This window comes from Dactylosporangium sp. NPDC049525, from assembly GCF_040676755.1.
Taxonomy (GTDB): domain Bacteria; phylum Actinomycetota; class Actinomycetes; order Mycobacteriales; family Micromonosporaceae; genus Dactylosporangium.
In genome coordinates this window covers 49,867-63,333 of the sequence record NZ_JBFAPO010000024.1, presented here as the reverse complement: position 1 = coordinate 63,333, position 13,467 = coordinate 49,867, and the positions used below count along the sequence as shown (strand labels likewise).

Genomic DNA, 13,467 nt, shown 5'->3' with positions numbered 1-13,467 from the left:
TTCCTCTCAGAAGGCTCGCCGGGCGAAGGCGAAGCGCGGATCCGGGCGGGGGCCGTCGGTGGCGAGGTCGGCCAGGACGCGGCCGATCGCGGGCACGAACTTGAAGCCGTGGCCGGAGAAGCCGGTGGCCACGACGACCGGGCCGTGCCGGTCCAGGACGAACGTGGCGTCCGGTGTGGTGGTGTAGGTGCAGCTGATCGGCGTGAACACGTCGGCGTCGACGCCGGGCAGCCAGCGGCGGGCGTATTCGCGCAGCGCGGCCAGCTGTGCGGGTTCGGGCGTGAAGTCGCGGTGGTCGGGGTCGACCTCGGGTCCGACGCCGTGGAAGCCGACCTTGATGCCTTCCCCCGGCGTGGCCAGGCCGTAGATGCCGCCGTAGAACGCGCCGGCCGCCGCCGTCCCGTCGGCGAACCGGTGCCCGAAGCTCGGCCAGCCGTCCTCAGCCGCGCGGGCGCCGAAGTGCGCGGGCTGCTCCTGGGTGACCCGCAGCGGCGGCAGCGGCGCGAGGCCGCCGACCAGCTTGGCCGCCCAGGCGTTGACGGCGGCCACGACCCGGCGGGCCCGGTAGCTGCCGTCGCCGGTGTGCACGAGCACCGCGTCCTCGCCGAGGACCTCGATCGACGTCACCGGCGTCGAGTGCCGCACGACCGCACCCGACTTCGCGGCCGCCGCCTGCAGGGCCTCCACGGACCGGTCGGCGTGCAGGCGGCCGCTGTCGGGGTGGAACAGCGCGCGGGTGTCGAACCGGATGCCGGGCCACCGTTCGGCCGCTTCCGCCGGGCTGAGCCAGCTGTGCGGCACCCCGGCGGCGGCCAGCCCGTCGGCGAGGATCTGCAGGTCCGGGTGGTCGCCGTGGTCGACCCCGCCGGTGACGGTCAGCAGCTGCGTGCCGGTCTCGTCCTCGAGTTCCCGCCACAGTCGCCGCGCCTCCCGGGCGAGTCCGACGTGGACGGTGTCGGGGTAGGACAGCCGGAAGATGCGGGACGCGCCGTGCGACGCGCCGTTGGTGTGGCCGGCCTCGTACTGCTCCAGCAGCACGACCTGCGCGCCGCGGCGGGCGAGCTGCCAGGCCGCGGCGGAGCCCATCGCCCCGCCGCCGATCACCACCACGTCGACCTGTGTCATCGTCTCAGCCCAGGATTCGGGCGGCGCCGTAGCCGCCGGTCAACACCGAACCGGCGGCGAACCGGGCGGGAGAGAACTGGGCGAGCCCCGGGTCGGGGTCGCCGATGAGCAGCCGGGCCACGTGGTCGCCCCAGACGGGGGCGAGCTTGAAGCCGTGGCCGCTCGTCCCGGCGTCGACGTACACCCGCGGACCGACCTGCCCGGTGACGGGCTGCCAGTCGGGGCTGACGTCGTACAGCGACGCCCAGCTGCGCGCCGCTGTTGCGTGGCCGCGGATCGGGGCCCGGTGCGCGGCACGGGCGGCGAGCCAGTCGACCTCGTCGGCGGTGATGCCGGTGGCGTAGTCGTCCGGGTCGGTCGCCGCGGTTGGGGCCAGGGGGCCGAGCAGGAAGCGTTCGGCGCCGGCAGGCCGGGAGTAGTAGCCGTGCTGGATGTCGATGAGGACGTACGGCACGGCCCGCGGCACGTCGGCCGGCGCGTGCACGAGCCCGGCCACGACGTGCCGTTCGGCGGTCAGCGGCAGGGTGACGCCGACCTGCGCCAGCAGCGGGCCGGTCCACGGTCCCGCGGCGACCAGCAGCCGGCCCACCTCGTGCCGGGTGCCGTCGCCGGTGACGACCCGCACCGCGTGGGCGCCCTCGGTGATCTCCCGGACCGGGGTGTGTTCCAGCACCACGGCGCCGTGCTCGACCGCACGGGTCGCATACCCGAGCGCCGTGCCGTGCGGGTCGGCGTATCCGGCCTGGTCCTCCCACACGCCGACGGCGGTCCCGTCGAGGTTCAGGTAGGTGAACCGGGCCGCCAGGTCGTCCGGGCTCAGGACGGTGTGGCCGATCCCGGCGGCGGCGAGTCCGGCGGCGGTGGCGTGCACGTCCGCGACGTCGCCGGCGCCGTGCAGGTACAGGCCGCCGGTCCGCACGTAGCCGCTGCGGCCGCCGACGCGGGCGTCGAAGTCGGCGAGGATCGCGGTGCTGTCGCGGGCGACCCCGACCAGGAACCGGTTGGTGTAGTAGGACCGGACCACCCCGCTGGCCTGCCCGGTCGGGCCGCCGGCCCGCTCGCCCCGCTCGAACACGACGGTCGGCACGCCCCGGCGGGCCAGGTGGTAGGCGGCGCTGGCGCCGTGCACCCCGGCACCGACGATGCCGACCTCGTAGAAGCTCATCCGCTCACCTCCGCGATGTCAGGAACGGTAGATCCCCGCGGCGAAATTGTCTACTAAACCCATCGACTTACAATGAGTTACGGGAACTTTGTAGTATCCGACGGTGGGCGACGAGCTGCTTGACGACTTCATCCGCGCGGATCGCGAGCGCGGCCTGGGCGTTTACGGGATCCACCTGCACCGCGAGGACAGCCCGCCGCTCGAGCGGCGGGTCCGCTCCGACGACCGGGTCAACCTGTATTCGGTCTCCAAGACGTTCACGTCGGTCGCGCTCGGGCTCGCGGAGGCGGAGGGCCGGCTCACCCTGGAGGACCGGTTCCTCGACCACTTCCCCGAGCTGCGGTCCGTGGCGGCCGACGGGTTCGAGGCGGTGACGCTGCGCCAGCTGGTGACGATGACCAGCGGCACCAGCCACGAGTGGTACACCGACCAGCGCATCGACGCCGCCGACCTGCTCCACGAGATCGTCGCCGCGCCGCTGGCCGCCGCACCCGCGACCCACTTCGCCTACACCGACTCCGGCCCGTATGCGATCGGCCGGGCCATCGCCCGGACCACCGGCGCGGACCTGCGCGCCTACCTGCTGCCCCGGCTGTTCGCGCCGCTGGACCTGCACAACCCGGCGTGGCACACCTGCCCGCTCGGGTTCCCGCTCGCGGGCAGCGACCTTTTCCTGCGTACCCACGAGCTCGCCCGCTTCGCACAGCTGCTGCTGCAGGACGGCGAGTGGGACGGCCGCCAGCTCCTCCCGGTGGCATACCTGCAACGGCTGACCGTGGACCCGGCGGACACCAGCGCCATCACCGAGGGCGAGCGGTTCACCTACGGCTATGGCCTCGGCGTCTGGCTCGACCGGTCCCCCATGTACCGAATGGACGGCCGCTACGGGCAGTACGCCGTCATCTGCCCCCAGCTGCGTGCCGCCGTCACCGTGACCGCGCACTCCGACCGCGAGGTCGAGCTGCTCGACGCGATCCACGAGCTGGTCATCGACCGCCTGGCGTAGCGGGGAGCCACGGCGCGATCATGGTCGGGTCGGCGACGGCCGCCTCGACCCGGCGGCGCTCCTCCTCGGTGAGGGTGAGCTGTCGCAGCCGCTCCCCCCACTGCGCAACCAGGTCCGGCTCGTCGAGGGCCGTCGACAGCTCGATCAGCGCGGCAAGGGCGGTCGCCTGCTCCACCGGCGGCGCGCCGTCGCCGTGGCGGCGCAGGCCGGAGTTCAGCGCCCGGAAGGCGGCCTTGTCGTCGTTCTTGAACTCGCGCAGGATCCGCGCGTTGTCCAGGACCTTGGCGAGCCCCTGCAGCTGCTTGGAGCCGCCGTACTCCACCTCGGCCGGCTCGTCGCGCTGGATGAAGATGATGGAGTTGCCGGAGGGGTCCATGACGGTGAACCGGGAGGCGCCGGGCCGGAACCGGGAGATCCGCGGCAGCCCCTTGACCAGGACCTTGCCGTGCGCGGCGCGCATCGCCGCGACGAACGCCGCGTGGTAGGGCGCGACCGCGTCGACCAGGACCAGGCAGGCGCCGGTGGCCTCCTGCGCCGGGTCGACGCCGACGGAGGTGTGGGAGTAGTGCAGCTCGAAGCCGCTCCACCGCAGCGCCAGGTACAGGTACGGCTTCTTCTGCTCATACGTGACGGTGAATCCGAGGGTCCGCCAGAAAGCCAGGGTCTCCTCCGGCGCGGTGCACGGCAGCAACGGCACCGTGGTCTCGTTCATGGCAGGAAAGGCATCAGTCACGCCATACAGTGTAGAGCGTTGCGGGATCGTCGATGTGGATGTTGGATGGCGTCGGCAGCGGCCAGCTCGGCGGCGGCCCGAGGAGGATGCGGTGCTTGCACTGCTCGGCCGGTGGACCGCCAACCACCGGATGCTGGTCCTCGCCGGCTGGGTCGTGATCGCCCTCGCCGGCGCGGTGTTCGGAGGCTCCGTCTACGACCGGACCCAGTCGGTGGACAGCCTGCGCCCCGACGCGGAGTCCGCGGTCGCGCAGGCGCGCATCGACCGGCTCGCCCCGGAAGGCGAGCGGGTGGTGGCCGTCATCTCCGGGCAGGACTTCAACGCGACCGCACTGGTCGACAACGCCACCCGGATCATGTTCGAGATCCGCGCGATCCCCGGCGTCGCCAAGGTCACCGACGCCTACACCGCGGGATCCGGGCAGGTCTCGGCGGACAACCGCAGCTCGCTCGTCACCGTCGAGCTGCGACCCGAGCTCAGCGACGACGAGGCCCTCGCGGTCGCCGACCGGGTCGCCGCCGCGCTGCACCGCATCGACGCGCCGAAGGTCCTCGTCGGCGGGGAGCTCCTCGCCGAGCGCACCTTCGCCGAGCAGGCCGTCAAGGACGCCGCCGTCGGCGAGACCGTCGCGCTGGTGATCCTCTGCGGCGCCCTGGCCGTCATCCTCGGCGGGCTGATCGCCGGCAGCCTGCCCCTGCTCACCGCGCTCGCGACGGTCGCCGCCACGCTGCTGGCGCTGACCGGGCTCGCGGCGGCGGTGCCGGTCAGCGAGTACGCGGTCAACATTGTCACCCTGCTCGGCCTCGGTCTCGCGGTCGACTACAGCCTGCTGATCCTCACCCGCTTCCGCGAGGAACGCGCCGCGGACCGCAAGGCGGCGGTGCCGGACCTCCTCGCCCGCACCGTCGCGACGGCCGGGCGGGCCGTGCTGGTCTCCGGGCTCGCCGTCGGCGCGGCGCTCGCGGGGCTGTTCGCGTTCGCCGAACCGCTCCTCGCGGCGATGGCGCTGGGCGGCGCACTGGTCGTCTGTCTCGCCACGGTCGCCGGTCTGACGCTGGTACCGGCGCTGATCGCGGTCGCACACCAGCGGATCCCGGCGCCGCGAGCACGGGCGAAGCAGGCCCGGACACCACAGACCCGGTCCGCGCCGCGCCCGCCGGGCCTGCTGGCTCGGCTGGCCGGGTTCGCGCAGCGCCGCCCGGCGCTGGTGGCCCTGGCGGTGACCGCCGGCCTGATCGTGCTGAGCCTGCCGCTGCTGCAGGTCACCCTCGCCAACTCCGACGCCCGGTCGCTGCCCACCGGCAGCGAGGAGCGGCTGGCGTACGAGGCCGTCGAACGCGACTTCGCCAAGTGGACGACGCAGCCGGTCACCGTGCTGATCGCGGCGAACGCCGGCGACCCGTCGGTGCTGCCCCTGCTCGACCGGCTCCGCGCACTCACCGGCGAGGCCGAGCTCGACCTGCGCTCCGGCCTGCCGGCCGACGTCACCGTCGTGGACCTGCGCCCGGCCGGACCGGCCGGCGGCGAACCGGCCCAGCGCCTGGTGCGGCAGCTGCGGTCGCTGGACACGCCGGTGCAGGTCCTGGTCGCCGGGCCCGCCGCGGAGCTGATCGACGCGAGGGAGTCCACGGCGTCCCGGCTGCCGATCGCGATCGCCGTCATCGTCGTCGCGACCGCGATCCTGCTGTTCGCGTTGACCGGCTCGATCGTCGTGCCGGTGAAGGCCCTGTGCATGAACGTCCTGACGCTGCTGGCCACGCTCGGGGTCCTCGTCGCGGTCTTCCAGTGGGGCTGGGGCTCGGCACTGCTGGGTTTCCAGCCGTGGGGGGCCGTGGACCTCACCACGCCGCTGCTGCTGTTCGTGTTCATCTTCGGGTTGTCGATGGACTACGAGGTGTTCCTGCTCGCCCGGATCAAGGAGGAATGGGACCAGCGCACCAGCGGTGGCATCGCTGGCGACCGCGCCGCCAACGACCGCGCCGTCCTCGCGGGGATCACCGCCACCGGCCCCGTCATCACCACCGCCGCCCTCGCGATCGGCATCGTCTTCCTCGGCTTCGCCCTGGGCGACCTGATCGCCGTGAAGGAGATCGGCGTCGGCATGACCGTGGCCGTGCTGCTGGACGTCACCGTCGTGCGCGGCCTTCTGCTGCCCGCCGTCATGTCCCTGCTCGGCCCGGCCAACTGGTGGCGCCCCGGCCGCCGCCGTCAGGTGTAGCACCCGTCCACGGCGGCGTCCCGGCAGCCGCCGTCAGGTGTAGTAGCCGTCCACGGCGGCGCGGGCCTCGGCGTACAGCAGCGGCCCTTCCTGCGGCACGGGCGTGAACCCGCCGCCGGGCTTGAGCGCGCCGAGCTGCTCCCCGGACAGCGCGTAGACGACCCGGCCGAGACCGGAGCGCTCGATGGCGCCGGTGCACATCCCGCACGGCTGGCAGCTGGTGTACATCGTCACCCCGGCCGCCACGTCGGCGGGCAGGTGCCGGGCCGCCCAGCGGGCGAGCTTGAGCTCCGGGTGGGCGCTGATGTCGCCGTCGGACAGCACCGTGTTGTGCTCCTCGGCGAGGATCCGGCCGCCGGCGTCGGCGAGCAGCGACCCGAACGGCGCCTCGCCGGCGGCGCGGGCGTTGGCGGCGAGCTCGATCGCGCGGCGCAGCAGCCGCTCCTCATCCGCGGTCATCGGGACACCTCCGGCAGGGTCTGTGGCAGGGTCATGGTGCCGCGGGCCACGACCAGGCCCGAGCCGCTCACCTGTACCCGCGATCCGGCCACCGTCACGGTGATCCGGCTCGGCCGGCCCATCGACTGCCCCTGCTCGACGATCACGGTCGCCTCACCCGTCGCCGCCGGCTCGACGACGCCGCCGGCGACCAGCAGCGCGCCGAGGGGACCGGCCGCCGTGCCCGTCGCCGGGTCCTCCGCGATGCCCATCGCCGGGTTGAAGAACCGTGCGTAGGCCGTCGCGCTGTCGTCCACGGTGTCGCCGGTGTACAGGTAGCAGCCCTCGCCGCCGACGGCCTTCAGCGCGGCGGTGAGCCGTGCCGCGTCCGGTGCGGCCCGGTCGACGGCGGCGCGGTCGCGGACCGGCACGAGCAGGTGCCCGGCGCCGGTGTCCACCACCTGGGCCGGGCGGTCGGCGACCAGGTCGTCCTCACGCAGGCCGAGCGCGGCGGCGAGCTCGGCCCGGTCGGTGACCACGTCGCCGAAGACGGGCGGTGTCTGGTCCATCGTGACGACGATGTCGCGGCCGTCCGTGCGGCGCACGTGGACCGGCAGGACCTCGTTGCCGATGTGAGAAGTGAACGTGGTCTCGTCGCCGTCCAGCTCGAGTTCGCCGGAGGAGGCGAGCCACAGCCAGGCACCGAGCGCGTTGTGGCCGGCGCCGTACACCTCCTGCCCCGTCGGGGTGAACGAGCGCAGCCGCCGGGTCGCGGGCGTCACCGTTGCCCGCTGCACGAACGTCGTCTCGGACTGGTTGAACTCGCGGGCCACGGCGCGCATCTGCTCGTCGGTGACGCCGTCCGCGTCGGTGACGAGGGTCAGCGGCGCCCCGGTGAGCGGCGTGGAGGCGAAGACGTCGACGTAGACGAACTGGATCTCGGTTTTATCCACAACCACGACGCTACGACCGGCGGCCGCCGCGGTGTAGTCCGTTCGTGCGGTATCGCGGGCAGGCGGCCGCAAAAACTGCGGTAGCCTGCCGCGATGACCGCACCCACGCTGGACGAGGTGGACCGGCAGCTGCTCGCGGCGGTGCAGCAGGACGCGCGCGCGTCGCTGACCACCCTCGCCGCCGCGATCCATCTCGGCGTGTCCGCCACGCGGGCCCGGCTGCGCAGCCTCGAGGAGCGCGGCGTCATCACCGGCTACGCCGCCCGCGTCGACCCGGTCGCGTGCGGGCTGCCGCTGCGGGCGGTCGTGCGGATGAAGGTCCACGGCGCGCTGTATGACAAGGTGGCCGCGGTCCTGGCCCGCGAGCCGCAGATCGTGCGGTGCGTGCGGGTGACCGGCGAGGCGTGCTACGTCGTGGAGGTCCTCGCCGCCGACATGCCGGACCTGGCCCGCATCACCTCGGACCTCGCGCTGGTCGGCTCCATCACCACCGACCTGGTCTACGAGGTCGTGGTCGATCGCGCCGTGCCGGCCTGACGATGTTGCGTACGTCATAGCTGGAACGGGAATCGCGGTCGCGGATGTTGCTGGCGGCATGAGCCGACTCTTCGCGCCGCTGACCCTGCGTGGCGTCACGTTCCCCAACCGGGTCTGGGCCGCGCCCATGTGCCAGTACTCGTCCGTGGACGGGCACCCCACGGACTGGCACCTGGTGCACCTCGGCGGCATCGCCCGCGGCGGCGCGGGCGCGGTCATCGCGGAGGCGACGGCGGTGCGGCCCGACGGCCGGATCTCCCCGCAGGACGCCGGCCTCTGGTCCGACGAGCAGGCCGCCGACTACGCCCGGATCACCGCGTTCGTCCGCGGCCAGGGCGCGGTGCCCGCCATCCAGCTGGCGCACGCCGGGCGCAAGGCGTCGACGTTCGCGCCGTGGCGCGGCAAAGGCAGCGTGCCGGTGGCCGAGGGCGGCTGGCCGACCGTCGCCCCGTCGGCCGTGCCGTTCGACGGGTACGCGACGCCCGCGGCCCTGTCCGCGGACGAGATCTGGGCGCTCGTCCAGGACTGGGGCGCGGCCGCCCGCCGGGCCGTCACCGCCGGCTACGACGTCGTCGAGATCCACGCCGCGCACGGGTACCTCATCCACGAGTTCCTGTCGCCGCTGTCGAACCTGCGCACCGACGCCTACGGCGGGGACCTGCAGGGCCGCTCCCGGCTGCTGCTGGACGTCGTCGACACCGTCCGCGCCGCCGTCCCCGACCGGGTCGTGCTCACCGTGCGGGTCAGCGCCACCGACTGGGTCGACGGCGGCCTCACCGTCGACGAGGTCGCCGACGTGGCCGCCGCCCTCGCCACGCACGGCGTCGACCTGGTCGACGTGTCGAGTGGCGGCAACAGCGCCGCCCAGCAGATCACCGCCGTCCCCGGATACCAGGTGCCGTTCGCCCGCGCGGTCCGCGAGCGCAGCGGCCTGCCCGTCGCCGCCGTCGGCCTCATCACCGAGCCCGAGCAGGCCGAGAAGATCCTCCAGGAGGAGTCGGCCGACGTGATCCTGCTCGGCCGGGCGCTGCTGCGCGAGCCGTCGTGGCCGCAGCGCGCCGCGTTCGAGCTCGGCCACGACCTGGTTTGGCCACCGCAGTACCGGGCAGGTCGCCGGGTGGCCACAGCCGCGTGATGTTAGGATCGGTTGGCCGTTTCGCTCCTTACCTGAATGGGTGTGCATGTCGACGCTTCCGCTGTCGCCCGACGAGCTGCTGACCACGACCCGGTCCGTCCGCAAGCGGCTGGACCTGTCCCGGCCGGTGCCTATGGAGCTGATCCGGGAGTGCCTGGAGATCGCGCTGCAGGCGCCGTCGGGGTCCAACGCGCAGAGCTGGCACTGGATCGTGGTGACGGACCCGGCGCAGCGCAAGGCGATCGGCGAGGTGTACCGGCGCGCGTTCCGCGCCTACGCGGACGCGGGCGGCCCGAACCCGGACCGGTATGCCGGCGATCCTGCCCGGCAGGCCACGCAGCTGCGGGTCGGCGAGAGCGCCGCCTGGCTCGGCGAACGCATGGGTGACGTGCCGGTCCTCGTCATCGCCTGCCGCCGGGTGGCGAAGCTGTCCGCCGACAACCAGGCCGACGTGTGGGGTTCGCTGCTGCCGGCCGCGTGGAGCTACATGCTCGCCGCCCGCGCCCGCGGCCTCGGCACCGCCTGGACCACGCTGCACCTCGACCACGAGGCGGAGGTCGCCGAGCTGCTCGGCATCCCCGACGACGTGCGCCAGGGCGTGCTGATCCCCACCGCGTTCTACACCGGCGAGACGTTCAAGCCGGCACCTCGCGAGCCCCTGGACTCGGTGCTGCACCTGGACCGCTGGTAACCACCGCGGCAGCGGCGTCAGGGCAGCGGCCGGCGGCCGGCGAAGCCGAGGTCGGCGCGGTGGAACCAGGCGAGCTCCTGGTCGCCCTCCAGCCAGCACAGCAGGACCGGGACGCCGTCGAGCTCGGCGGGGAAATCGAGCAGCAGCGGCGCCAGGCCCTTGAGGTGGATCCCGGTCTGCTGCACCTCGGTCACGAGTTCGTCGAGCCGGGCGGAGCTGGCCTTGTACTCGGGCAGCCCCCCGAGCGTGGTGGGGTCGCCGCCGGGAGCGAGCGCGGCGGCCAGTTCGGACGTGTCCGCCCGGACCGCGATCAGCTCGTCGAGCAGCGGACGCAGCCGGGCGAGTTCGGCGCGCGCCTCAGTCAATGTGTACAGGCCCATGTGCGTCAGCGTGGCACCCCGCCCTGCCGGGCCATGACTTAGGGTGCCTGATCCTTGCTGTGCGCGCGGACCACGACCACCGGGCGGTCGGCCTTGTGGACGAGCGTGTCGGAGGTGCTGCCCAGCAGCAGCTCACTGATCTTGCGGTGGCCGTGCGCGCCGACCACGATGCCGGGGCTGTGCCGCTCCCGGGCCACGCGGATCAGCGTCTCGGCGACGGTCAGGTCATCGGCGACGGCGAGTCCGGTGGCGTCGGCGAAACCGGACTCCCTGGCGAGGTGCGCACCGTGCCGCGCGGTGCGGGTGGCGGCCTCGTACACCTCCTCGTCGGCCTCGATCGTGGTGCGCAGGTCCAGCATCGTCGGCGGCAGCTCCATGCCCATCTCCAGGCCCATGGCCGGCTGGGGCGCGGCCTCGAACAGCCGCCCGGGCTCCCAGACCGTGACGACGAGCGCCGGCCGGTGCCCGAGCAGCGGCGCCGCGTCGCGGACCGCCCGTTGCGAGGCGCCTGAACCGTCGAACCCGAAGATGACCGGTGCGGCAGTCGTCATCTTCCCCACCGTACCGACGGATCCGCCGCGGACAGGATGACCCCCGGGTGGTGGGCCACGGTTTACGCCGCCCGGCTGGTGGTAGTGCTGCGGCGACATCGCTTCGCTCATCGGTGTTCGGGAGGTTGCCATGACCGTTGCGGACAGCGTTGCCATGGGGCCGGTCGGCGTGTGGCTGGGGGCGCTGCAACGCGAGCGGGCGCAGACCCAGCGTGCCGTGGCGCGCCGCGTCGAGGAACTCGGGTACGGCTCGCTGTGGGAAGGCGAGGTCGTCGGCCGCAACGACGTCTTCGCGCAGGAGGCGGCGTGGCTGGGCGCCACGTCCCGGCTGGTGACCGGCTCAGGCATCGCCAACATCTGGGCCCGCCACCCGAGCACCGCGAAGGCCGCCGCCGGCGCCCTCGGCGACGCCTGGCCCGGCCGGTTCGTGCTCGGGCTCGGGGTCAGCCACGCCGCGGCCATCGACCGGACCGGCATGACCTACGACCGGCCGCTGGAGCGCATGCGCGACTACCTCGACGACATGGACAAGACGCCGGTCACCACGCCCGACGTGCCGGTGGTGCTCGCCGCGTTGCGGCCGCGGATGCTGCGGCTGGCGCGGGACCGCACCGACGGCGCCCACACGTACTTCGTGCCGCCGGAGCACACGGCGCTGGCCCGCGAGGCCCTCGGCCCCGACCGGCTGCTCGTCCCCGAGCAGGCGGTGGTCGTGGACCCCGACCCGGTGTCGGCCCGGGCGACCGCCCGCCGGCACACCGCGTTCTACCTGGGCCTGCCGAACTACGTCAACAACCTCGCGCGGCTCGGCTTCACCGACGACGACCTCGCCGGCACCGGCAGCGACCGGCTCGTCGACTCGATCGTCGCCTGGGGTGACGAGACCGCGGTCGCGGCCCGGGTCCGCGCGCACCATGACGCGGGCGCCGACCACGTCCTCATCCAGCCCCTTGCCGCCGACATCGACGGCGCGGTGCGCCAGTTGGAGACCCTCGCGCCGCTGGTCAGCGGCTGAGCCATTCGCGGAGCCGGTCGCTGGTCCGCTCGCCCAACCGGTCGGCGGCGCGGCGGGCCAGCAGGTCAAGCTCGGCGCGTTCGCCGGCGGCCGGAATCAGGTCGCCGGCGAACCGGCGCCGCACCCGCGCGTCGGTGGCGGCGCGGGCGAGACAGGTGACGTCGGCGCGGCCCCGCCGGGCGAGGTCCGGGGCGGGGTCGAGGGTCAGCGTCAGCGCGGCCCGCAGCCGCACCAGTGGCGGGCCGCCGTTCAGCAGGCGGTACCCGGCCCGCCGCACCTCGGGCCGCCCGTCGGTGAGCAGCTCCCATGGCAGGCGGTCCGGCAGCCGGCCCGTCAGCGGGCGCAGGGCGGTGGCGGCTTCCCGTACCACCGCCGGCGCCGGATCCCGCAGCAGTGGGGCGATCCGGTCGGGGGTGACACCGCCGAGCCGGGCGACGGCCCGCACGGCCTGGGCGCGGACGGTCCGGTCGGGGTGCGCCAGCAGCGGCAGCAGCGGCGCCGAGTCCGACGGCACCGTCTCCGCGTAGCCGGCGACGGCCCCTGACGTGGGCGTGGCGCCGGTGACCGTGGCCCGGTAGTGCGCGACCACGTCCGTGCCCGCGCGGCGGGCGCCTTCCCGCGCGACCGCCCGCACCAGCGACGCCGGGTCGTCGAGATAGGCGGCGACGTCGGCGGGCCGGCCGAGCCGGAGCAGCCCGGCGAGGGCGGTCACCCGGACCTCGGTGCGGCGCCCACCGGCGAGGCGGCGCAGGATCGCGGTCTGATCGGTCCACACCGCCTCCCGGCACGCGGCCTCGGCGGCCTGCGCGCGGATGCGCGGGTCGGAGTCCGTCTCGGCCAGCGCCACCAGCCCGGCAAGGGTCAGCCGTCCCTGCGCCCGGTCGAGGTCGAAGACCAGGCGCCGCTGCGCGGTGTTCCCGGCGGCCGCGAGCGCTTCCCGTGTTGCCGGCGGCGCCGCGAGGACGGCCGCGACGAGCTGGTTCATGACGAAGCGGCTGCGGGCGCGGGCCTGGATCCGCAGCGCGACGGGCAGCGTCACCGGCAGGTATGTCCCGGGGTCCTCCGCGAGCAGCACCGCCACGCCGAGACCCGCCCGGTCCCGGACCTGCCGGACCCAATCGCCGGCGCGCAGCACCAGGAACGGCGCCAGCACGGGATCGGGGTGATGCAGGATCGCCCGCACGGCACGCTCCCGGACCCGCCCGTTGCCGTGGACCGACGCGAGCGCAACGGTGATCGGCCCGGCGGCGGCGCTGTCGAGGCCCGCCGCCATCACCCGCAGCACCGCCACGGAGTCGTCGGAGCGTCTCGCGTGGTGGTCGACCGCCGCGAGGGCGTCGGGTGCCCTGGCCAGGATGTCGAGGGCGGCCCGGCTCCGGGCCTGGTCGCGTCCGGCGTCGATCTCGGCGAGCATGGTGAGCAGCCGGTCGCAGGCCGCCCCGCCGCCGCGGGGCAGGTCGGCGACCGCCTGCGCCACGGGCGGTTCCGGCCGGGTTCGCTGCCACCATCTGCGTCTCACG

14 protein-coding genes are annotated in these 13,467 nt (G+C 74.2%); 6 read left to right on the top strand and 8 right to left on the bottom strand.

The window, feature by feature from the left end; translation table 11 throughout:
* Positions 1-6: 6 nt before the first annotated feature.
* Both AB0K00_RS30160 and AB0K00_RS30155 read right to left on the bottom strand, forming a co-directional pair.
* On the bottom strand, positions 7-1,125 hold the full coding sequence (locus AB0K00_RS30160; protein ID WP_363526871.1) for an FAD-dependent oxidoreductase: 1,119 nt from the start codon (positions 1,123-1,125) through the stop codon (positions 7-9).
* Between the two features lie 4 nt (positions 1,126-1,129).
* The gene (locus AB0K00_RS30155; protein ID WP_363526868.1) at positions 1,130-2,290 is read right to left on the bottom strand and encodes an FAD-dependent oxidoreductase; all 1,161 of its coding nucleotides are present in this window, start codon (positions 2,288-2,290) and stop codon (positions 1,130-1,132) included.
* 103 nt (positions 2,291-2,393) lie between these two features.
* Between AB0K00_RS30155 and AB0K00_RS30150 the strand changes: the two genes are divergently transcribed.
* A complete protein-coding gene (locus AB0K00_RS30150) occupies positions 2,394-3,296 on the top strand; it encodes a serine hydrolase (protein ID WP_363526865.1) in 903 nt (300 codons plus the stop codon).
* Here AB0K00_RS30150 and AB0K00_RS30145 read toward each other — a convergent pair.
* Positions 3,277-4,029 carry a glyoxalase gene (locus AB0K00_RS30145; RefSeq protein ID WP_363526863.1) on the bottom strand — a complete coding sequence of 251 codons (753 nt, stop codon included), beginning with the start codon at positions 4,027-4,029 and terminating at the stop codon, positions 3,277-3,279. The two genes, AB0K00_RS30150 and AB0K00_RS30145, sit on opposite strands and share 20 nt — an antisense overlap.
* Before the next feature lie 91 nt (positions 4,030-4,120).
* On the opposite strand from AB0K00_RS30145, the gene AB0K00_RS30140 reads away from it, so the two are divergent.
* Complete coding sequence (locus AB0K00_RS30140; RefSeq protein ID WP_363526860.1) at positions 4,121-6,247, top strand: MMPL family transporter; 2,127 nt, start codon at positions 4,121-4,123, stop codon at positions 6,245-6,247.
* Between the two features lie 33 nt (positions 6,248-6,280).
* Here the strand turns inward: AB0K00_RS30140 and AB0K00_RS30135 are convergent, their stop codons facing one another.
* A complete protein-coding gene (locus AB0K00_RS30135) occupies positions 6,281-6,706 on the bottom strand; it encodes a nucleoside deaminase (protein ID WP_363526857.1) in 426 nt (141 codons plus the stop codon).
* Positions 6,703-7,638 carry a PhzF family phenazine biosynthesis protein gene (locus tag AB0K00_RS30130; protein WP_363526854.1) on the bottom strand — a complete coding sequence of 312 codons (936 nt, stop codon included), beginning with the start codon at positions 7,636-7,638 and terminating at the stop codon, positions 6,703-6,705. Before AB0K00_RS30130 ends, AB0K00_RS30135 begins: the two co-directional genes overlap by 4 nt.
* Before the next feature lie 93 nt (positions 7,639-7,731).
* Between AB0K00_RS30130 and AB0K00_RS30125 the strand changes: the two genes are divergently transcribed.
* Genes AB0K00_RS30125 through AB0K00_RS30115 form a run of 3 tightly spaced genes read left to right on the top strand, consistent with a single transcriptional unit; the run spans position 7,732 to position 10,001 of the window.
* On the top strand, positions 7,732-8,175 hold the full coding sequence (locus AB0K00_RS30125) for an Lrp/AsnC family transcriptional regulator (RefSeq protein WP_363526851.1): 444 nt from the start codon (positions 7,732-7,734) through the stop codon (positions 8,173-8,175).
* Positions 8,176-8,233: 58 nt separating this feature from the next.
* Positions 8,234-9,310 carry an NADH:flavin oxidoreductase/NADH oxidase gene (locus tag AB0K00_RS30120; protein WP_363526848.1) on the top strand — a complete coding sequence of 359 codons (1,077 nt, stop codon included), beginning with the start codon at positions 8,234-8,236 and terminating at the stop codon, positions 9,308-9,310.
* A gap of 46 nt (positions 9,311-9,356) precedes the next feature.
* Positions 9,357-10,001 carry a nitroreductase family protein gene (locus AB0K00_RS30115; RefSeq protein WP_363526845.1) on the top strand — a complete coding sequence of 215 codons (645 nt, stop codon included), beginning with the start codon at positions 9,357-9,359 and terminating at the stop codon, positions 9,999-10,001.
* A gap of 17 nt (positions 10,002-10,018) precedes the next feature.
* Here AB0K00_RS30115 and AB0K00_RS30110 read toward each other — a convergent pair whose 3' ends face one another.
* Positions 10,019-10,381 carry a DUF2203 domain-containing protein gene (locus tag AB0K00_RS30110; protein ID WP_363526842.1) on the bottom strand — a complete coding sequence of 121 codons (363 nt, stop codon included), beginning with the start codon at positions 10,379-10,381 and terminating at the stop codon, positions 10,019-10,021.
* A gap of 38 nt (positions 10,382-10,419) precedes the next feature.
* Positions 10,420-10,932 carry a universal stress protein gene (locus tag AB0K00_RS30105; RefSeq protein ID WP_363526839.1) on the bottom strand — a complete coding sequence of 171 codons (513 nt, stop codon included), beginning with the start codon at positions 10,930-10,932 and terminating at the stop codon, positions 10,420-10,422.
* Between the two features lie 130 nt (positions 10,933-11,062).
* Between AB0K00_RS30105 and AB0K00_RS30100 the strand changes: the two genes are divergently transcribed.
* Positions 11,063-11,947, top strand: coding sequence for a TIGR03620 family F420-dependent LLM class oxidoreductase (locus tag AB0K00_RS30100; protein ID WP_363526836.1), 885 nt, complete (start codon positions 11,063-11,065; stop codon positions 11,945-11,947).
* Here AB0K00_RS30100 and AB0K00_RS30095 read toward each other — a convergent pair.
* Positions 11,937-13,466 (bottom strand): hypothetical protein, encoded by a 1,530-nt coding sequence (locus AB0K00_RS30095; protein WP_363526833.1) that lies wholly within the window; start codon positions 13,464-13,466, stop codon positions 11,937-11,939. The two genes, AB0K00_RS30100 and AB0K00_RS30095, sit on opposite strands and share 11 nt — an antisense overlap.
* Position 13,467: the final 1 nt, after the last annotated feature.